The 21,207-nt window shown below is 29.9% G+C and carries 22 protein-coding genes; 8 read left to right on the forward strand and 14 right to left on the reverse strand.

All coding sequences use genetic code 11. From position 1 onward, the window contains the following. Positions 1–42: 42 nt before the first annotated feature. A complete protein-coding gene (gene lgt, locus BGS40_RS04455) occupies positions 43–858 on the reverse strand; it encodes a prolipoprotein diacylglyceryl transferase (protein ID WP_009882152.1) in 816 nt (271 codons plus the stop codon). An 89-nt stretch (positions 859–947) separates the two neighbouring features. Between lgt and BGS40_RS04460 the strand changes: the two genes are divergently transcribed. After that, on the forward strand, positions 948–1,847 hold the full coding sequence (locus BGS40_RS04460) for a membrane lipoprotein lipid attachment site-containing protein (RefSeq protein WP_096738437.1): 900 nt from the start codon (positions 948–950) through the stop codon (positions 1,845–1,847). 73 nt (positions 1,848–1,920) lie between these two features. On the opposite strand, the gene BGS40_RS04465 is transcribed toward BGS40_RS04460, so the two are convergent. From BGS40_RS04465 to gatC, 8 genes are all read right to left on the reverse strand, one after another. Next, complete coding sequence (locus BGS40_RS04465; RefSeq protein WP_009882145.1) at positions 1,921–2,709, reverse strand: shikimate dehydrogenase; 789 nt, start codon at positions 2,707–2,709, stop codon at positions 1,921–1,923. Further along, positions 2,706–3,542: an SPOR domain-containing protein gene (locus BGS40_RS04470; RefSeq protein WP_009882143.1), complete on the reverse strand. Its 837-nt coding sequence runs from the start codon at positions 3,540–3,542 to the stop codon at positions 2,706–2,708. The genes BGS40_RS04465 and BGS40_RS04470 overlap by 4 nt, the downstream gene beginning before the upstream one ends. Positions 3,543–3,555: 13 nt before the next feature. Beyond that, positions 3,556–4,101: a DUF1882 domain-containing protein gene (locus tag BGS40_RS04475; RefSeq protein WP_002859481.1), complete on the reverse strand. Its 546-nt coding sequence runs from the start codon at positions 4,099–4,101 to the stop codon at positions 3,556–3,558. After that, positions 4,098–5,342: a serine hydroxymethyltransferase gene (locus tag BGS40_RS04480; RefSeq protein WP_009882139.1), complete on the reverse strand. Its 1,245-nt coding sequence runs from the start codon at positions 5,340–5,342 to the stop codon at positions 4,098–4,100. Before BGS40_RS04480 ends, BGS40_RS04475 begins: the two co-directional genes overlap by 4 nt. Next, complete coding sequence (gene lysS, locus BGS40_RS04485) at positions 5,339–6,844, reverse strand: lysine--tRNA ligase (protein ID WP_002858694.1); 1,506 nt, start codon at positions 6,842–6,844, stop codon at positions 5,339–5,341. The genes BGS40_RS04480 and lysS overlap by 4 nt, the downstream gene beginning before the upstream one ends. Beyond that, a complete protein-coding gene (locus BGS40_RS04490) occupies positions 6,845–7,318 on the reverse strand; it encodes a Fur family transcriptional regulator (protein ID WP_002854230.1) in 474 nt (157 codons plus the stop codon). It abuts the gene before it with no gap. A 1-nt stretch (position 7,319) separates the two neighbouring features. After that, on the reverse strand, positions 7,320–7,883 hold the full coding sequence (locus BGS40_RS04495) for a CvpA family protein (protein WP_002869932.1): 564 nt from the start codon (positions 7,881–7,883) through the stop codon (positions 7,320–7,322). A gap of 65 nt (positions 7,884–7,948) precedes the next feature. Next, a complete protein-coding gene (gene gatC / locus BGS40_RS04500; protein WP_057095973.1) occupies positions 7,949–8,233 on the reverse strand; it encodes an Asp-tRNA(Asn)/Glu-tRNA(Gln) amidotransferase subunit GatC in 285 nt (94 codons plus the stop codon). Between the two features lie 143 nt (positions 8,234–8,376). Between gatC and BGS40_RS04505 the strand changes: the two genes are divergently transcribed. From BGS40_RS04505 to BGS40_RS04535, 7 genes are all read left to right on the forward strand, one after another. Then, positions 8,377–8,955 (forward strand): hypothetical protein, encoded by a 579-nt coding sequence (locus BGS40_RS04505; protein WP_032580912.1) that lies wholly within the window; start codon positions 8,377–8,379, stop codon positions 8,953–8,955. Beyond that, entirely contained in the window at positions 8,952–9,950 is a 999-nt protein-coding gene (locus BGS40_RS04510) for a hypothetical protein (RefSeq protein WP_052786763.1), read from the forward strand. The genes BGS40_RS04505 and BGS40_RS04510 overlap by 4 nt, the downstream gene beginning before the upstream one ends. Further along, positions 9,947–10,237: a tram-like protein gene (locus tag BGS40_RS04515; RefSeq protein WP_087692111.1), complete on the forward strand. Its 291-nt coding sequence runs from the start codon at positions 9,947–9,949 to the stop codon at positions 10,235–10,237. The genes BGS40_RS04510 and BGS40_RS04515 overlap by 4 nt, the downstream gene beginning before the upstream one ends. Then, a complete protein-coding gene (locus BGS40_RS04520; RefSeq protein ID WP_087692110.1) occupies positions 10,224–10,853 on the forward strand; it encodes a type III pantothenate kinase in 630 nt (209 codons plus the stop codon). The genes BGS40_RS04515 and BGS40_RS04520 overlap by 14 nt, the downstream gene beginning before the upstream one ends. Positions 10,854–10,971: 118 nt before the next feature. After that, the gene (locus BGS40_RS04525; protein WP_057095976.1) at positions 10,972–12,318 is read left to right on the forward strand and encodes an FAD-dependent oxidoreductase; all 1,347 of its coding nucleotides are present in this window, start codon (positions 10,972–10,974) and stop codon (positions 12,316–12,318) included. 48 nt (positions 12,319–12,366) lie between these two features. Beyond that, positions 12,367–13,809: a pyruvate kinase gene (gene pyk / locus BGS40_RS04530; RefSeq protein ID WP_096738438.1), complete on the forward strand. Its 1,443-nt coding sequence runs from the start codon at positions 12,367–12,369 to the stop codon at positions 13,807–13,809. Positions 13,810–13,906: 97 nt separating this feature from the next. Next, the gene (locus BGS40_RS04535) at positions 13,907–14,542 is read left to right on the forward strand and encodes a hypothetical protein (RefSeq protein WP_087695873.1); all 636 of its coding nucleotides are present in this window, start codon (positions 13,907–13,909) and stop codon (positions 14,540–14,542) included. 30 nt (positions 14,543–14,572) lie between these two features. Here BGS40_RS04535 and pflB read toward each other — a convergent pair whose 3' ends face one another. Genes pflB through der form a run of 5 tightly spaced genes read right to left on the reverse strand, consistent with a single transcriptional unit; the run spans position 14,573 to position 21,113 of the window. Further along, positions 14,573–17,035 carry a motility protein PflB gene (pflB, locus tag BGS40_RS04540; RefSeq protein ID WP_087692107.1) on the reverse strand — a complete coding sequence of 821 codons (2,463 nt, stop codon included), beginning with the start codon at positions 17,033–17,035 and terminating at the stop codon, positions 14,573–14,575. A 9-nt stretch (positions 17,036–17,044) separates the two neighbouring features. Beyond that, positions 17,045–18,280: a serine--tRNA ligase gene (serS, locus tag BGS40_RS04545; protein ID WP_096738439.1), complete on the reverse strand. Its 1,236-nt coding sequence runs from the start codon at positions 18,278–18,280 to the stop codon at positions 17,045–17,047. A gap of 10 nt (positions 18,281–18,290) precedes the next feature. Continuing rightward, entirely contained in the window at positions 18,291–19,250 is a 960-nt protein-coding gene (trpS, locus tag BGS40_RS04550) for a tryptophan--tRNA ligase (RefSeq protein ID WP_052782157.1), read from the reverse strand. Continuing rightward, a complete protein-coding gene (locus tag BGS40_RS04555; RefSeq protein WP_079460074.1) occupies positions 19,247–19,744 on the reverse strand; it encodes a shikimate kinase in 498 nt (165 codons plus the stop codon). The genes trpS and BGS40_RS04555 overlap by 4 nt, the downstream gene beginning before the upstream one ends. Next, positions 19,731–21,113, reverse strand: coding sequence for a ribosome biogenesis GTPase Der (der, locus tag BGS40_RS04560; RefSeq protein ID WP_052946683.1), 1,383 nt, complete (start codon positions 21,111–21,113; stop codon positions 19,731–19,733). The genes BGS40_RS04555 and der overlap by 14 nt, the downstream gene beginning before the upstream one ends. Positions 21,114–21,207 lie beyond the last annotated feature (94 nt).

A 21,207-nucleotide genomic window follows, 5' to 3' on the forward strand; every position in this document is an offset into this window, starting at 1 on the left:
AAAAAATCCATTTCATTATATTACAAAAGTCTTTAAGATAGATTAAATATTTACTTTTTTAAACTTTATACAAATATAAACTAACAAAGCTGTTATAAACATTATAAAACTTAAAATTTGTCCCATACTCATACCCCATAAAACAAAACCTATGCCAAAATCAGGCTCGCGATAAAATTCACATATAAATCTTGCTAATGAATAAGCACCAGCATAAACAAGAATCAATTCCCCTTGAAAACTTTGCTTAAATCTTGCTAAATAAACTATAATAAAAACAACAATACCTTCTAAAAATGCTTCATAAAGTTGCGATGGATGGCGCAATATTCCATCAACATAAATTCCCCAAGGCACATTTGTAATGCGACCAAAAAGTTCTTGATTTAAAAAATTTCCTATACGACCAAAAACATAAGCTAATGGAACACTTAAAGCAACCAAATCAAGAAAAATCCAAGGATTTGTTTTGTATTTTTTACAAAACAATAAAGTGGCTATCAAAAATCCTATAATTGCTCCATGATAACTCATACCTCGAATACCTACAAATTCGCCATTAATATAAGGATTAAAAATTTGCCAAGGATGAGTAATATAATACATAGTATTTGCATCATAAATCAAAATATATCCAAGTCTTGCACCTAAAATAACCCCTATTTCAACCCATATAAAATAACTATCTAAATGTTTTTCATTAATGTCTAGTTGAAATTTTTTTACAAAAAATTTAGCCAAAAGCAAAGCCAAAAGCAAAGCTATAACATACATAATGCCATACCAATGCACCTTTAAACCAAAGATGCTAAAAGCTATAACATTAAAATTTGAATAAATATGCTGCCAAAATTCCATATATCTTTCCTAATTTTCTTTTATAAAAATATAACAAAAAAACTTTAACTTGCTATAATTAACACAAACACATTAAATAAAGGTCAAAAATGAAAAAATATATTTTACTTGCTAGTAGTATGTTAATTTTAGCAGCTTGTGGAGGCACAAGTAGTAATTTTGTCAATGTTTCTATGCCAAAATTTAAACCACAAGTTTCAACAAAGGTTGAACCTATTGATTCTGGAGTAAGCATTGCTCTTGAGCCTATTAATATAGAGCAAAATAATAATTATTCTGATTATTTTGAAAATTCAGTGCTTAAAATTCGCATAGAAAAAGAAATTGATCTTTTAAAACAAAATTTAGAAGAACAGATCAAAACCATCGCTCGACTAAAAGGCTATAAAATAGTTACTGCTAATCCAGACTACACTCTTAAAAATTCAATCAGTATTTATACAGAAGAAAAAAATGCACAAAAAACAAGCAATTTTATGAGTGGAGATTATATAAAATCCAATTTAGGTATAAATTTTAAAGGTAAAATAGATTTTATAGATGCACACAATCCACAAAATTCAACCAATCTTTCAAGCAGCACCAAACTGGATTCTTTAGTTGCGCTTAACTATCCTATTAAAAATGATGATGGGGTTAATATGTTTAAAACTACTATCTCCACCGTACCAACTCAACTCAATAAAGGTTTAGAGCAACCTGCTTTTGAAATTGATAAAAGTTTTTTAGCTTTTTATAAAAACACATTAAATACACTTTATAACAATCTTCCAAAAGCAACAGACATAGGCAAAACTATACCTAATACAAACAGTGGTTTTAATAGTTTTGATGGCGATGCTACCTTTGAAGAAAGCTTACCTCAAACAAATTCTAATCAAAATAATACAATTGAAAACACACCTACACAAAATATTCCTACAAATCCATCTTCAATAAATCAAAATAATAAAAGCAAAAATCAAGATGGGGTAGAAATATTTGAATGATAAAACTTGTGAGAAAATTAAACTTTCTCACACAAAAAATAAGTTTTTCTTATACAAAAAAATAACTATCATTCTACTTTAAAATCAATGCCTGTTGCATTGCATTTTTTATCATCTCTCTTTTATCTCGTATTTCAAAAAAAAGCTCAAAAGCAAAAACTCCCTGCCATAAAAGCATATCAAGTCCATCTTTAATTTTTAAATGATATTCTTTACACAATCTATAAAAAGGCGTTTCTCTGCCATAAATTACCTCAAAAGCAAATTTAGCTTTAGGTAAAATTCTATCTAAAAGCTCTCTATCACAAGGTAAATTTTCATCTTTTAATCCAGCAGAAGTTGAATTTACAACCAAATCAAAATCAAAATCTTGCAAGTCTTTATAAAGATAAGCTCGATAAGCTAAAAAATCTTTAAATCTTTCTTTGCTACGATTAGCTATATGCACTTCTACACCTTTTTGTTTTAATACATAAGCAAGTGCCAAAGCTGTACCTCCAGCACCCAAAATCAAAGCTTTTTTTATATTATCAAAATCCTTAATAACTTCTAAAAAACCTAAAGCATCGGTATTATAAGCGTAAATTTTATCTTCTTTTAAACATAAAGTATTTGCAGAGCCAATATTTCTAGCAAAATCATCCTTCACATCAGCAATATCTAAAGCTTTTTCCTTAAAAGGCAAAGTAATATTAGCTCCGCTAAGTCCTAACTTAAAAAAATCTTCTCTTAAACAGTTAGCATTTCTTAAATGATAGCGTGTATAAATGCTATCAAGCCCTAAGGCTTTGATAGCATTATTATGCATTCTAGGCGATTTAGAGTGAGAAATAGGATCGCCTATAACTGCTAAAAATTTCATTTTAAAGTAAAAGAAAAAGCATCTTTTGCAATATCCTTACGGATTTTAGCAAGTTCTGCTGCAATATCTGCCTTTTCAAATGGTCCTATTAAAACCTTAGTAATTTCTTTACCTCCAACTGTAGTTTTATAAAGTTTATAATCATAACCTTTTTGTTTTACAGAAGCAAGTTCTTTTGATTTTTGATCCAAATTACTTACTGAGAAAATTTGTACATAAATACCCGATGCTAAACCACTTGGATGTACAGGTTTAGCATCAACATTTTTAAATAAATCATTTGCATTTTGTTCTTTTTTAGGGGTTTGTTTTGTGCTTTCTTTTTCTTTTTTTACAGCTGTTTGTTTTTTTGCTTCTTCCTTAGGTTTTACAGTTTGTTTTACTTCTTGTTTGGGAGCACTTGCTTGCGGAGCGGTATTTTCCGAAGTAGCTGCTGTTGGTTCTGCTGGAACTTCTTGATCAGGCATAGCAAAATTTGTACTATCATTGTTATTTGAACTAGAGGCTGTTGTATTTTGAGTTGTATTTTGTTCATCTTGAAATTGTTTTCTTAATGCCTCAAATTGATCTTCTGCTGAAGTATTATCTGTAATTGGCATACTTTCAAAAGAAGTATCATTGTTATTGTCTTGAGTTGCTATAGGTTCACTTGGCAATACACTTTGATTTTGCGTATTTTCATCACCACTACCATTAATAAGCTTCATAACTATCATGATAGCTAAAAACAAAATAACTAAAGCAATAACTCGTAAAAGAATTTTTTTTACTTTTTCACTTTTATTACTTTTTTCTAAAATAATATCATCAAATTCATTTTTTTGATTTTCCATAATTTGTCCTTTCTTACATATGCTTAGACCAAGAACTTCCTCGTTCTTTTTGATAAACCTCATAAGGCAATATTAAAATATTAAATTCCCTAGGTACATCCATACTAGGAAACACCTTCCATTCTACTGGCATTTTACTCGCAAACATCATTGAAAGTTTAGACGCTAAAGAATAACCTTCGTTTAACGCCGTATGTCCTTTATGAATATAAAGATGTAAATGTCCTGGAGTTTTAGTTTTATAAGCTGTGAAATTTATAAAACCTTCTTCTCTTAAAATAAGTTGTGCACGGTGATAAAATCTTTCAGCATTAAAACCATTATAATCAAAGACAATATTTTCTACTTTATTATCTTTTGTTATTAAATCATGAGCGACAACAATTTTTTTAGCAGCGTGTTCTCTCATGACATTTAAATTTAAAGGAGCATCAACTCTTTCAAATTTATCAAAAAATAAGCGACCTCTATGTGTAATTTTATTTACAATTTTATCGCGTCTTATATAATAATGATCGCCAATTATTTTAATTAGCGACATATCCATTGGTGAAATCAAAACATAGCCCTTTCATAAATAATAAAATTACTTGCAAGTTTTTTTAATTCTTGTTTAATATTCTCTTGTAATTTTTCATTATTAATATCATCTAAAATATCTGCAATATAATTTGACACAATTTCCATTTCTTTTTCCTTAAAACCTCTGGCAGTAAGGGCTGGAGTTCCAAGTCTTAATCCACTTGTGATAAAAGGACTTCTAATCTCTCCTGGAACAGTATTTTTATTTGCAGTAATACCTGCATTTCCAAGAGCTAAATCTGCATCTTTTCCGCTAAATTCGCGATCTAAAAAACTCATTAAAACAAGGTGATTATCCGTTCCATCGCTAACAAGTTTAAATTTTCTATCCATTAAAACATTAGCTAAAACTTGAGCATTGGTTCTTACTTGTTTTGCATAAATTTTCCACTCATCGCTAAGATTAAATTTAAATCCTACTGCTTTTGCAGCAATTACATGCATCAAAGGACCACCCTGAATACCTGGAAAAATCGCAGAATTAATTTTTTTAGCAAACTCTTCATCATTTGTCATAATAATACCACCCCTTGGGCCACGCAAAGTTTTATGTGTAGTTGAGCTTACTACATGAGCGTATGGAAAAGGACTTGGATGCTCACCTGCCACAACAAGACCTGCAATATGTGCTATATCAGCAAAAAGATAGGCACCTATTTCATCAGCAATTTCTCTAAATTTAGCAAAATCAATCACTCTTGCATAAGCACTAGCTCCACAAACTATAAGTTTTGGTTTTTCTTTTTTAGCAATTTCTCTTACTTTTTCATAATCAATTCTTCCATCAAGCTCTACGCCGTAAAAACAGCTTTCATACATTTTGCCCGAAGAACTTACTTTTGCACCATGAGTTAAATGTCCACCATGACTTAAATCCATTCCTAAAATTTTATCACCTGGATTAATCAAAGCCGCATAAACACCTTGATTAGCTTGAGAACCTGAATTAGGCTGAACATTAGCAAATTTACAATTAAAAAGTTTTTTACATCTTTGAATGGCTAGAGTTTCAATCTCATCAACAAATTCACAACCACCATAATATCTTTTACCTGGATAACCTTCTGCGTATTTGTTTGTCAAGATACTTCCCATAACTTCCATTACTTCAGGTAAAGTGAAATTTTCACTCGCTATCATTTCAAGACCTTCACATTGACGCTCTAACTCTTTGTTTGTTAAATCAAAAATTTCTTTATCAAACATTTCTAAACTCATTCTTTCTCCTTTAGTTCTGATTTTAATGGACGCATTGCAGGAAACAATATCACATCACGAATCGATTTTTTATTTGTCAAAAGCATAACAAGTCTATCTATACCTATGCCCTGCCCTGCCGTTGGAGGCATTCCATAACCCAAAGCATTTACAAAATCTTCATCCATTTCACAAGCCTCTTCATCGCCTGCATTTTTAGCTTCAATTTGTTTTAAAAATCTCTCATATTGATCAAGAGGATCATTAAGCTCATTAAAACCATTTGCCAATTCTCTTCCGCAAATAAACAACTCAAATCTCTCAGCAATCTGAGAATCCTCATCGCTACGTCTTGATAAAGGACTTATGGAAATAGGAAAATCAATCACAAAAGTAGGATTGATCAATTTTTCTTCCACATAATTGTCAAAAAGTTCAGCTTGCAAATGTCCAAGTTCAAGCTTTTCATTCGCTTCAAAACCATCTGCTTTTAATTTAGTAAGAATTTTTTCCTTATCTTCGATTAAATCCCTATCTAAACCACCATACTTACAAAGTGCGTCTTTATAGGTTATTCTTTCAAAAGGTTTAGAAAAATTTATCATTTTTCCATCAAATTCTATTGTTTTTCCTAAATTAAGTTTATCCAAAAGTAAAGCAAAAAGTTCTTCGGTTAAATCCATTAAATCTTTATAATTATGATAGGCCCAATAAAATTCTATAGTTGTAAATTCGGGATTATGAGTTAAATCCATACCTTCGTTTCTAAAACAACGATTGATTTCAAAAACCGCCTCAAAACCACCTACTATAAGTCTTTTAAGATAAAGTTCTGGAGCAATTCTTAAAAATCTTTCTACGCCTAAAGAATTATGAAAAGTTACAAAAGGCTTAGCGTTTGCTCCACCTGCAATCGGATGCATCATAGGAGTTTCTACTTCTAAAAAACCTTTATTTTCAAAAAAATGACGGATTAAACTCACCACTTTAGAACGCACTAAAAAATCTTTTCTAACTTCGACATTCATTATCATATCAACATAACGTTTACGATATCTTTGCTCAATATCTGTTAATCCATGATATTTTTCAGGTAAAGGAACAATAGCTTTTGTAGCGAGTTTTACTTCGCTTGCATGCAAACTAAATTCACCTGTTTTAGTTACAAAAGGAAAACCTTTAACCAAAACAATATCACCCACCTCTAAATTCTTTTTTAAAATCGTATAAAGCTCTTCGCCTACGCTATCTTTACTAAAATAAATTTGTAAATTTGTATCCTCATCTTCAATGTTTGCAAAAATTGATTTCCCAGCTATACGCAAAAGTTTCAAACGTCCTGCAACAACAGCATTGACACTTTCATCTCTTTTTTCAACTTGCTCTAAAATATAAGAAAATTTATCCTTAAAAGTCTTTAAAGACATTTCCTTTTCTAAAAAATGAGGATAAGGATTAATCCCTAAATTTTTTAACTCTTTAGCTTTTTCTATTCTTTGTTGCTCTAAAATATTATCAAACATTTATATTTTTACCTTTGCTTTTTGATTATTACAATCACCACAAACACCATAAAGCTGCATCAAATGCCCTGTAAGTTTAAAACCATGTTCTTTTGCAATCAAGGCTTGCTGTCTTTCTATAATAGGATTTTCAAACTCTATAATTTTTCCGCAATTTTTACATATCATATGATCATGGTGAGGTTTATTAGCAAGCTCATATTTTTTACCTGCTGAACCAAAAGAAATGGAAGTTACCATTTCTGCTTCTTCAAGTAAATTTAAAGTACGATAAACAGTTGCAATTCCTACATTTAAATCAGGTTCAGCTTGTTTGATTTCCATATATAAACTTTCGGGTGTGTAATGAGTATCACTGTGATAAAGAGTTTTTAAAAGTACTTCTCTTTGCTTGGTATATTTAAGTCCACCTTGTCTTAATATTTTTTTAAATCTCTCAAGTAAAACATCATATTCCACATTTTCTATCAGCATATCACTCCCCTTTTTGAGTATTGTTTAAATCACTTACAATATCTTGCAACTTTTCACTAGCATGATCTAGACTATTTTCTGTTAAAGGTTGATTCATAATAAAAGATCCCGTTTCTTTAAGTAAATTTAAAGTATAGCTATTTTTAGCAAAATTATCTAATTTATCATTTAAAAAATCAATTCTTGCTACACAAAAAACCAAAATTGCAAAAATTAAAAAGATTTTTGCTCCACCAAATATAAAGCCACCAATACGATCTAAAAAACCTAGACCACTTAATTTAATCAACCTAGAAAGAAAATTACCCACCAATAAACAAACTATCCAAAAAATAATTAATATGGCTAAAAATCCAGCAAATCCAGCTAAGCTTTGATTTTCTATCTTATAAAAAGTACTTTGTATAAATTCAGCTGCTTGAGTTGCATATTTTGAAGCAATAAAAACACCGCCAATAATACCCAAAAGTCCAAAAATTTCTTTTATCAAACCATTGATAATACCCTTAAGCCCTAAAAGCAAGGTAAATCCTAAAATAAAAGCATCAAACCAATAAAAATTCATTTCAATCACTCTCTGATTTTTTGTTTTAAATTTATTCTACAAATAAGCACTAAATGCTAAGTTAATCATTCTATGATTTTAGGAACAACAAAAAAATGTTCTTGTTTTTTTGGAGCACAATCTAAAACCTCATCAATAACATTGCTATTTCTTATCTCATCAATCCTCAAAGGAGCGCCACCTTTTATAGTACTCACAGCAATCTCTTGGGAATCTAAATCAAGTTCGTTTAATTTTTCAACAAAATTCACAATTTCACTTAACTGTGCAATGGTTTCATTTCTGTTTTTTGTTATTTGTAAAGCACTTAATTTTTCAAGCTTGCTTAATAATTTCTCATCTATTTGCATTTCTTAAACCTTAATAAAAAAGTTAAAATTTTGAAAATTATATCATAAAAAGCTTTAAATTGTTTAGGATATTTTGCAATTTATATGATACAATATCATAATTTTTCTATACAAAAATAAAAATATTTTTTCAAGGATAAATTTTGGGACTAAAAGATAATTTAAAAGCTGTTAAAAATGAACTTAACACGGAAGAACAATTTATAGAAAATTTTATCAAAGGAGAGAGGTTTATACGCAAGTATAAATTTTATATATCTGCTGTTGTGATAATTTTAGTTGCTTGGTTTGCTGGAAATTTTATAATCTCAAAAATAAACGATTATAAAACAAAAGAAGCAAATGAAATTTATGCCAATCTAATACAAGATCCTAGCAATAAAAATCTTTTAGAACAACTTAAAAATAAAAATACCAATCTTTACGCTATCTTTTTACTAAAAGAAAATATTAATGATTTTAATAATACAGCTCTCCAGAATGAACTAAAACAAATTTACAGTAATACTCAAACAAACACTTTACTTAAAAATATTATCGCATTATCTTTAGGGGATAAATCGATATTTTTAAAAAATTATGATAAATTATTAGAAGCTTACAAATTTTTAGAGCAAAATAAAATCGAAGAAGCTAATGTTTTACTTTCTCAGATAAAAGAAAATTCAAGTTTAAATCAAATAGCTAAAAATCTCAAACATTATCAAGGCATTACACAATGAAAAAAATATTTTTAACACTATTTTGTTTAATATTTCTATGTGCTTGTGGCACCAAAAGACAATATTTTGAACCAAAACAAACCGATGGAGATTTAAGTCATAATAGCAATTTAAAAAGTAAAATCGTTGATTGGAATCTAGTTTCTGCAAAACTTAGCAATAATACAGCTATCTTAAAAAATAATATTTCCATAGACAAGTTTAAACTTCCTAAAAATTATATACTTCTAGCTTATCAAGATGGGGAATATTTTACCGCAGATAATAATGGAAATTTAAAAATTTTTGACAATTCTTATAATGAAATTTATAATTTTCAATTTGACGCTAGTGTTGTAGGAGTAGCTTCTAATGGAGATGATTTAGCCCTTGTACTTGCAAATAATACTATAGTTCTTGCAAATCGTTCTTTGGGTATTAAATTTAGTCAAACCCTAACCTCAGCTCCAGCTCAAGACAGTCGTACCGCTAATCCTATATTTTTAGACAATATCATCGTATATCCAACGCTAGATGGCAAAATTTTAATTCTTTCAAGAAACAATCTTCAAGTCATTAAAGACGTGGTTATTTCGGCAGAAAATTTTTTCAACAATGTAATCCATCTAAGCGTAATCGGAGATAAACTTATAGCAGCAACAGCTAAAAAAATCATTATTGTAAGCCCTGCTAGAACTCTTTATCTTGACACTGACATAAAAGATGTTGCACTTAGCGATGATGGTATTTTTATACTAGAAAAAGATGGCACTATTATTAAAACTGATTATAACTTAAGAAAAATTGCAGAAAAAAAATTTGAATTTGCTATTTTTGTAAAAAGTAATATATACAATAATTATTTATATATTTTTGAAAAAACAGGCTATCTTATCAAAATGAATCTAAATTTAGATGATGCGCAAGTATTTAAACTTTCAGAAGCTATTGATAAAATTTCTTTCATGGGGAATGGTAAATTTTACTACGGAGATAAAATTTTAGATTTACTATGATAAAAATTTTAGAACAAATAATAAAGTCTTTAAAATTAAATTTAAAGCCCTATGACTTAAGTATGTTGACTAGAAAAAAAAGTTATATTTGCGCTAAAGATCAAAATAACATTCTTTTTATGTATACAGGAAAAACAAAATTTTTAATGAAAGATGCCTTATTTTTAGAAAATCTAGCACAGCAAATTAACATAAATAACAAATATTTTTTTAGCATGACTTCTCTTTGCTCTAAAGCAAAAAATCATCTAGAAATGAAAGGATTTAATATCTATGCTGCTCTGTGATATTGGGAATTCAAATGCTAATTTCCTAGATGATAACAAATATTTTACTCTTAGTATAGATCAGTTTTTAGAATTTAAAAATGAACAAAAAATTTTTTATATCAATGTCAATGAACATCTTAAAGAACATTTAAAAAATCAAAAAAATTTTATCAATCTTGAACCTTATTTTTTATTTGATACAATTTATCAAGGATTAGGAATCGATCGCATAGCAGCTTGTTATACTATTGAAGATGGGGTTGTTGTAGATGCAGGTAGTGCTATTACAATTGATATTATTTCTAATTCTATACATCTTGGTGGTTTTATCTTGCCAGGTATTGCAAATTATAAAAAAATTTATAGCTATATTTCACCGCGATTAAAAAGTGAATTTAATACTCAAGTTAGTCTTGATGCATTCCCGCAAAAAACCATGGATGCTTTAAGTTATGGTGTTTTTAAAGGAATTTACCTACTGATAAAAGATGCCGCTCAAAATAAAAAGCTTTATTTCACTGGTGGAGATGGGCAATTTTTAGCAAATTATTTCGATCACGCAATTTATGATAAACTTTTAATCTTTCGAGGAATGAAAAAGATTATAAAAGAAAATCCCAATTTACTTTATTGAAAATGTTACAAAAATTCTCATTGTTATCAAACCTTAATGAAATTTAACTTTTTGTAAAACAAATTCAATTAAACTTCTATTTAGAAAAAAGTTTATTAAAATAAAAAAAGGAAAAACAATGAGCCAACAAGAATTTGATGTGCTTGTCATCGGAGCTGGAATTTCAGGAGCAGCATTATTTTACGAGCTTGCAAGATATACAAATATTAAAAATATTGCTTTGATAGAAAAATATAATACAGCTGCAACATTAAATTCTAAGGGAACGAGTAATTCTCAAACCATTCATTGTGGAGATATTGAAACCAATTATACTTTAGAAAAAGCGCGAAAAGTAAAAAGAACAGCTGATATGATAGTTAAATATGGACTCATGCAAAATGCGCAAAATAATTTCATGTTTTCTCATCAAAAAATGGCTCTAGCTGTTGGAGATATAGAATGTGATTATATGAAAAAACGCTATGAAGAATTTAAAGAACTTTATCCTTATATAAAATTTTTCGATAAAGCAAAAATCAAACAAATTGAACCTAAAGTTGTTTTAGGAGAAGATTGCAATCAAGATAGACCTGAAAATATCTGCGCCATGGGTGTTGAAAGTGGCGAGGTTTTTACAACTGTAGATTTTGGGAAAATGAGTATAAATCTAATAGAACAAGCACAAAAACAAAATAAAAATACTTTCGTTGCCTTTAATCAAGAAATTATTCACATAGAAAAAAAAGATGATATTTTTATATTAAAAACCTCAAATCATCAAGAATACCATGCCAAAAGCGTAGTTGTCAATGCTGGGGCGCACTCTTTATATTTAGCACATAAAATGAACTTAGGTATGGATAAGTCTTGTTGGCCTGTTGCAGGAAGTTTTTATTTAACCAAACAAAAACTTTTAAATGGCAAGGTTTATATGGTGCAAAATCCTAAACTTCCATTTGCAGCTCTTCATGGAGATCCTGATTTGCTTGCTGATATGAACACTCGCTTTGGACCTACTGCACTTGTTATTCCAAAACTAGAACGTTATCATGGTCTAAAATCAGTTCCAGAATTTTTTGAAGCACTAAAACTTGATAAAACTGTTTTAAAAGTAACTTTTAATATGTTTAAAGATGCAACAATTAGAAATTACATCTTTTATAATTATCTTTTTGAACTACCTTTTATTGATAAAAGCTTATTTGTTAAAGATGCCAAAAAAATAGTCCCAAGTCTTAAAGCAAGCGATATTTATTATGCAAAAGGTTTTGGAGGCGTAAGACCACAAGTTATTGATAAAACTAAAGAAGAATTAATGCTAGGTGAAGCAAGCATCACAGAAACCCCTGGTATTATTTTCAATATGACTCCAAGTCCTGGGGCAACGAGTTGTTTAGGAAATGCCGAAAGAGATGCAAAGCTTATATGCAATTACCTAGGAATGGAATTTAACGAAGATAAATTTTCTTCAGAATTATTGTAATCATTTTGTTTCTATTTTTAGCTACAATAATTTCAAAAGGAGTTTACCATGCTTAAAAAAACAAAAATTGTAGCCACAGTAGGTCCAGCAAGTGAAAAGGAAGAAATTCTACGCCAAATGATTATCAATGGTGTAAATGTTTTCCGTTTAAACTTTTCCCATGGAACACATGAGTATCATAAAAAAAACTTAGATAGCATAAGAAAAGTAGCTAAAGAATTGCATATTCGTATTGGAATTTTACAAGACATTAGTGGTCCTAAAATTCGTACAGGTGAACTTAAAGAACCATTTGAATTAAAAAAGGGTGATAGACTTGATTTTTATCGTGAAACAATTTTAGGGGAGAAGATTGCTCAAAATCATTACAAAATCAGTATTAATCAAAAATCCATTTTAGATATGTTAAAAATTGATGAATATATTTATCTATATGATGGATCAATTCGTGCTAAAGTAGTAAGCATAGATGATCAAAAAATTGAAACCATTATAGAAAATGATGGTTTTTTAAACTCAAATAAAGGTATTAATTTTCCGAATACTAAAATCAATATTGATGTTATTACACAAAAAGATAAAAATGATTTACTTTGGGGTATAAAAAATGAAGTAGATTTTTTAGCAATATCTTTCGTACAAAATGCGCACGATATTGATGAAGTTCGTGAAATTTTAGCACAAAATAACGCAAAAATATCTATTTTTGCAAAAATTGAAAAATTTGATGCAGTAGAAAATATTGATGAGATTATTAAATCTAGCGATGGTATAATGGTTGCAAGAGGAGACTTAGGTATTGAGGTACCTTATTATAAAGTTCCTAATATCCAAAAAGAAATTATACAAAAGGCAAACAATGCCTCTAAGCCTGTTATTACTGCGACTCAGATGCTTTTTTCATTAGCCAAAAGCAAAACCGCCACAAGAGCTGAAATTTCAGATGTTGCAAATGCTGTTTTAGATGGAACAGATGCAGTAATGCTAAGTGAAGAAAGTGCCGTTGGTATAGATCCTGCAAACGCTGTTGATATAATGTGCCAAACTATAATAGAAACAGAAAAACGCTATCCATATAACAAATTTAATGATTTTAATGATTTAGACAATACAGATAAAATCATGCGTTCTTCAGCTCATCTTGCAACAGATCTTAACGCTGATGCTATTTTTTCTTTAACAAGTAGCGGAAAATCTGCTATTAAGATTGCAAGATATCGTCCAAATATAGAAATCATAGCAGTAGGGCATTCTGAAAAAACCTTAAACTCTTTAAGTATAGTTTGGGGAGTTAATCCTGCGATCTTGGTTAACAAAAGTAATAAACTTACAGAATTATTAAAAGACTCTGTAAGATCAAGTGTTGAAAAAGGTTTTATGGATGAAGATAAATGCTATCTTCTAACTGCAGGCTTTCCAACAGGAGTAGAAGGTACTAGCAATCTTATCCGCATTCTCAATAAAGAGCAAATTACTTATTATCTACAATAAAACATTAAATTCCTTTGAAAATAAGGAATTTAATGTCCTTATAAATTTTTTAAGTCAAAAGTCGATATAAATTAAAGCCTCACACAAAGGAGCAAATATGCAAGTGAATACTTTTTCAAATGTCGCTAGCATGGCACAAACACAAGTTAGCAATAAGAAGGCAGATGATGCTAAGGAAAACACAAAAGACAAAAATGTTCAAAGTGCTAATTCTAGCAAGGATGTAGATAAAAATACCCTTGAAAAATTAAATGCACTTGGTGGAAAGGGCATTACACAAATTTACCTAGTTCAGTTTCAACAGCAAACAATGAATGCTGTAATAGGTTCGAGCAATGCCCAAACTGGACTAGGTAGTCTTTTAAATGGTGCCAATTTAGATACTGCAAAATCTATACTTACAAATATTGATTTTGCATCCTTAGGCTACAGTGGCAAAAATCCACTTGATATGAATACAGATGAACTTCAACAACTTGTAAGTGAAGATGGTTTTTTTGGAGTGGAAAATACAGCCAATCGCATCGCGGATTTTGTTATTAAAGGCGGTGGCGATGATGTTGAAAAATTAAAAAAAGGTCTTGAAGGTATGAAAAAAGGATTTGAGCAAGCAGAAAAAATGTGGGGTGGAGAACTTCCTCAAATCAGTCAAGATACAATAGATGCGGCACTTAAAAAAGTTAGCGATCGCATCGATGAACTAGGTGGAAAAACTCTAGATCTTCAAGCTTAACTAAAAATGCTTAGAAATTTCTAAGCATTTTTAGTTGTTATTAATATCAAAAGTAAAAAATTCACTCTTAAAATTATTAGGTAAAGTTTTATACTGAGATATCGCAGCTTCATAGTTCTTTACTTCTTGATACAACATACCAAGGGCTGCTTTACTTTCTTTGTTATTTTTATCTGTAAGTTTAGAAAGCTGCAAAAGTGCTATAGCTGAATTTGGATTATTTGCACCTACGGCTGCTACGGCTGCTAAAAATAAAGTTTTAGTATCTTTAGCTCCATAATCATCAATCAAAGAATTATAAAGCGCATAAGCCTCCTCGTATTGCTGTGCAAAAATATCCAAATAAGCTAAAGTTTGTAAAATACCCTCATCTTTTACTCCTGAAACATTAATCAACTCTTTAAATTTCTGTCTTTCTAAATTCAAAAGCCCTGCAATATGCATTAAATTAACATAAAATTCTCTAGCGATACTTGGCCCACCAAAAACACTACGATAATCAAGTTTTAAATTTTTAAAATGAATTTGAGCATTTTGAGCATATTCTTTAATATTTAAATTTGAATTTAAAGAATTAAAATACAAAATATTTGCCAAAATATCTTCAGGCAACTCTGAACGCAATTTAGCAATTTTCACATCTACTTGATTATTAAGGTTATTATTTTTAGCAACAATAGCTTCAAAAATCAAACTCAAAGGCGTATCTTTTTTTGTTTCATCTAAATAAGGAAGCATAGAAATATAATTATTATTAACTAAAAATAACATACTTTTTTGCATATTAGCTTTAAAATTAGAATCAGCAGCTATATTATCAAGAATTTCATTGTAAAGTTTAGTTGTATCAATATCAATTAATTTTGCACAAAACATAGCAAAAGCACCCGCTAAGTAATTTTTAGGATTAAGATGATATGAACTTGAAAAATGCTTATAAGCAAGTTCATAATTTTGCATTTGGGCATAAGTTAAAGCCAAATTATAATGTAAAATACTATGTTCTGGATAATCCTTGATAAGTTTTTGAAATTCTTGGTTAGCAAGGCGTAACTTCTGATTTAATGCATAGTTAATAATATTGGCAATTTTTACATTGGTAGATGAAAGAGCTTTACTTGTATTAAGATAAACTCCCGCATCAGCACTATCATCTACGAAATCTGTAACATTAGCTTTTTTAATATATAAAGCAGCCTGCTTACTATCAAACACTTGATAAGGTGCAAAATAAAAAAGCAAATCAAATTGATCTTTTTGTTTTTTTAACAAATCTTTTGAAAAAGAATTTTGAGCAACTGCTATATTAAAAAGATCCTTATTTAAACGAACTTGAATTTTATAAGTATCTAAAATCTTGTATCTATCTTGATCATTATCATAAGAATTTTGCAAGCGCGCTAACATATCTTGATAATTTCCTGTTTTAATATCAACCAATGTTAAAGCCGCCAAACTCTGATTAAAATCTCTTTCAATTTTCATCGCTGTACTTAAAGCAACTTTAGCTTTAGCATATTCTCCTATTCTAGCGTATAAAAGTCCTAAAGATAAACTGGATTCAAAATTGCCTTGAGAATTTAATTGCTGTATAGCCTTGGAATCAAAGTCCATTTTTGCATAAATTTTAGCAGACAAATACTTTGCAACATCAGAATACGGCTCCACATCTGTTCTTTGCAACATTTGCAAGGCCTCAGGGTAATATCCTTTGTAATAATTAATCAAGCTTAAATAATAATCATATAATTTTGATTTTCCTTCTTTTGGAAGATACACTTGAGCTAAATCAATATAATATCTAAATTTTTCCTTATCATTAAGCTTTAAAGCACAAACAGCAGCATTGATAGCAGCTACACATTGATTTTCTCCATTGGCTATAGCTTTCTTGAAACTTTCAAAAGCTTCTTGGAATTTATTCTCATTCATTTGAGAAACACCTAAATTATAATTAGATAAAGATTCATTATATACAGCAACTTGCTCATAAACTTTTAAAGCCTGTTCAACCTCACCCTTTAAATATAAAGCATTTGCTTTTTGGATCATACCATCAATTCTTTGCATATCATTGTATTTATATGATTCATCAGGCATAACAACAGGTTGTTCTAAAGGCTTAGAAGCTATAATATCTGGTTTAATTTTTCCTTCGCTAAAAGTTAAATAAAAAAGTGTAAAAACTAAAATACAAACGATCCCCAAAGATAAACCCACAAGAGACATAAACTTACGATCTTTATACCAAGGTGTAGGCTCTTGACTTTCAACTTCTTCAAAAGTTGATACATCTTCAGGCGCACTTTCTCTTGTAAATTTAAAACCACTGTCACTATTTTCTTGAGGTAATTCTTCTGGCAATGATGCAAATTCTTCATCTTCTGGAGCTTGCCCCTCTTGCCCCTTAAATCCCTCTAAACTCTCATCAAGTCTTGGTTGGTTTAAGCCATCTTCGGGTTTTTCTAGTATTATATCTTCTTGTTCAGCCATCTATACTCTTTAAAAATATTTTTTCAAAACATCAGGAATATGAATTTTTCCTTCTTTATCTTGATAATTTTCCATAATCGCTACCAAAGTTCTTCCTACCGCCAAAGATGAGCCATTAAGAGTGTGAACAAGTTCATTTTTTCCTTGTTTGTTTTTATAGCGAATTTTAGCGCGTCTTGCTTGAAAATCACGACAATTTGAAACCGAGCTGATCTCACGATATTTATTTTGTCCTGGAAGCCACACTTCAAGATCTACAGTTTTTGCCGCACTAAAACCCAAATCTCCGGTGCAAAGCATCAAATGTCTATGCGCTAAACCTAAAGAACTCAGTAAATCACTTGCACACTCAAGCATTTCATTAAACACGCTATCACTTTGCTCAGGTTTAGCAATACTTACAAGCTCTACTTTTTCAAACTGGTGTTGTCTTATAATACCTCTTGTATCACGCCCTGCACTGCCTGCTTCTTTTCTGAAACAAGCGCTATAACAAGTCATTTTTATAGGTAAAGTTTCACTAGCTAAAATTTCCCCGCTGTAAAGATTGGTTACTGGAATTTCAGAAGTTGAGATCAAATACAAATCCTCATCATCTACCTTATACATATCTTCTTTAAATTTTGGCAACTGACCTGTCCCAAACATAGTAGCACCATTTACCAAAAAAGGTACATTAACAAATTCAAATCCACGACTTCTATTAAAATCTATCATATAATTTACCAAAGCACGACTTAATAAAGCTCCTTCGTTCTTAAGCACACAAAAACGGCTTTGTGAAATTTTTACCCCGCGCACAAAATCAAGCCAATTTAAACTCTCACCTAATTCAAAATGTTCTTTTGGAGTAAAATCAAAGCTAGGCGGATTTAATACTTTTTTAAGCTCCACATTTTCATCTTCATCTTCACCCACAGGCACACATTCATCAGGGATATTTGGGATGGCATGAGCGATTTCTTCAAGCTCATTTTCTAAAACATTTACTTTAGCGCTTTGCTCATTAATTTTGCTTTTATTTTCACTTAATTTTTCTTTTAAACTTTCTTTATCTTCGGCTGTAGCAAGCTCTTTACTGAATTTATTTTGAAAAGCTTGAAATTCTTCTAAAGTTGTTTTTTCTTTTTTTAAACTTGCAAAAAGTTCAGCAAGTTTTTTTAAGATATTTTCATCAACTTTTTTATTTTTTAACTTTTTAGCCACTTCATCAAAATTATTTTGCAAATTTTTTAAATCTAGCATTTTCTACTCCTTAAAGTCCGATTTTTTCATAAATTTTTTGCATTTTTTCTTGGGCGATTTTTCTTGCTTTTGTCGCACCAAAATCCAAAATTTCTTTCAAATGCGAAGGCTTTTCTAAAAGCTCATTATATTTTTCTCTTGCTTCTTTAAAATAAGCATTTACGAGCTCGTTTAAATACATTTTAAAATGTCCATAACCCTCACCACCTTTTTCATAGCGTATTTGTAATTCTTTTTGCCCTGATTCATCTAAAAAAAGCTTTGCGATTTTAAAAATATTGCAGTTTTCATGATCTTTTGGATCTTCTAAAGCGGTACTATCTGTAACTATGGAAGAAATTTGTTTTTTTAAGATTTTTTCACTGCTAAAAATATCTATAGTATTTTGATAAGATTTACTCATTTTTGCCCCATCAGTGCCTACAACTACAGCTACTTCTTCATTAACTTTAGCCTCTGGAAGGGTAAAAATTTCACCCCATTCATTATTAACTTTTAAAGCAATATCGCGTGCGATTTCAACATGCTGGATTTGATCTTTTCCTACAGGGACAATTTGTGTATCAAAAAGTAAAATATCAGCTGCCATTAAAACAGGATAAGAAAAAAGCCCATGTGAAGCACTAAGCCCCTTAGCAACTTTATCCTTGTAACTATGCGCACGCTCTAATAAACCCATAGGAGTAAATTGCGATAAAATCCAATAAAGCTCCATAACTTCCTTAACATCACTTTGCAACCAAAAAACGCTCTTTTGCGGATCTATACCAAGGCTTAAAAAAGCCGCAGCAGCTTTTAAGGAATTTTGTTTAAGTTTTTCTCCATCTTGAGAAGAAGTCATGGCATGATAATTAGCAATAAACATAAACATTTGGCTTTTTTCTTGTGCATCTACCATTTGCTTAATCGCACCAAAATAATTACCTATATGCAAATCGCCACTTGGCTGAAGGCCTGTTAATACTCTCATTTTATCACCTTTTTAATCTCGCTTAAAAGTTTGTCTATATTTTTATTTTCTATATTTAAAACAAAATTTGCCTTTTGTTCATACTTGCTTAAACGCTCATTATATAATTTTTTTGCTTTAATTTCATCATAAAACAAAGGTCTTTTAGAAATTTCATTTTCATCTAAACGCTTTTTTAAATATTCAAAATCTGCTTTTAAATAAATACAAAAACCTACTTTTTCTAAATTTGAAACATTAACAAACCCTCCACCCGTAGCAATACAAGCTTTCTCACAAGAACTAAAAAAATCAGACATTTTTTGCTCTTGTTCTCTAAAAAAATTCTCCCCTTTTTGTTCAAAAATTTCACTAACTTTTTGATTAAATTTTTGTTCTATTAAAAAATCACTATCTAAAAAAACAAGATCTAAATCCTTAGCTAAAGCTCTTGCCAAAGTGCTTTTTCCAGAACCCATAAATCCTATAAAAACGATATTTTTAACTTTCATCATTTTCTTTACTGCCCTTTTTACGCGAAGCAATCACTAAAGGCACACCTTCGAAATTAAATTCTTTTCTGATTTGATTTTGCAAATAACGCTTATAGCTAAAATGCAAGGCCTTAGGACGATTCATAATAAGTGCAATTTTTGGCGGTGCTAAATCATATTGTACTGCATAATAAATTTTAACCAACTTCCCATAATCATGCGGCAAAGGATGTGCTCTTGTGGCATTTTCTATCAAAGTATTAAGCTTAGAAGTTTGGATTTTTTGAGTGAAATTCTCAAAAATTTGCAAAATTTTATCGAGTAAAACATGCACCCTTTTTCCACTTAAAGCTGATACACTAATCACGGGTGTGTAAGCTAGAAATTTAAAACGATCAAGACGCAATTCTTTTACAGTCTTATCAAAATCCATCTCACTTTTATCCCATTTATTTAAAACAATAATCACACCCAAATAATGCTTAGCCACAAGCCCAGCAATGCGTTCATCAAGCTCGTTAAAGCCCTCATGCGCATCTAAAACCAAAAGTGCTATTTGAGAATGAGATAAAATTTTTTCCGTGCGATTTAGAGCAAAGCGTTCGAGTCCTTGAATTTTACCCCTTTTTCTAATACCTGCAGTATCAACAAATTCTATCACTTTATCTTTATAAACTATACTTTCATTAACAGGATCTATAGTAGTTCCTGCGATAGAACTTACAACACTGCGTTCTTGCTTAACCAAAGCGTTTAAAAGACTTGATTTTCCAACATTTACACGCCCTACAATACCCACTCTTATATGATTTTGATCGACTTCTTTAAATTGAAATTCTTTTCCTTCTTCATAATGCTCTAAAAAATCTTCTAAATTTTCTTCTTCATCAGGGATTAAAAACTCTTCATATAAGAATTTTTCAAGCCATTCATAAAGTTCATCTAAGCCTACATTATGGGTTACTGAAAGATTAAAAATTTCCTTTACGCCAAAATTTGCAAACTCCCAAGCCCTTTCTTCATCTTTTTTATTATCTACTTTATTAATCACTAAGGCTATAGGTTTTCCAAGTTTTTTTAAAGAATAAAAAAACTGTCTATCCTCATCATCAGGCGCTAATTTTCCATCAACTAGATAAAGTATGATATCGCTTTCTTTGGCTACTTTTAAAGTGTTTTTTTTCACATTTTTAAAAAGTTCATCACTTTCATCAAGCCCTCCACTATCAATAAGCATGGCTTTTTTTGAATTAATATGAATTTCTGTTTTATTTGTATCTCTAGTTGTACCCGAAATATCGCTTGTAATAGCTATTCTTTGTCTTGCCATTCTATTAAAAAGACTTGATTTACCAACATTTGGCTTGCCTATAAGTATGATGCTTTGCATTTTTTTCCTAGAAAATTATATTTTTAAAATTATATAAAATTTGGCTTAATATTAAGCAAAAAAGACTAGAATTAACCCAGATTTTAGTCAAGGA

It is taken from the genome of Campylobacter sp. 107 (assembly GCF_002383835.1).
GTDB lineage: Bacteria > Campylobacterota > Campylobacteria > Campylobacterales > Campylobacteraceae > Campylobacter_D > Campylobacter_D jejuni.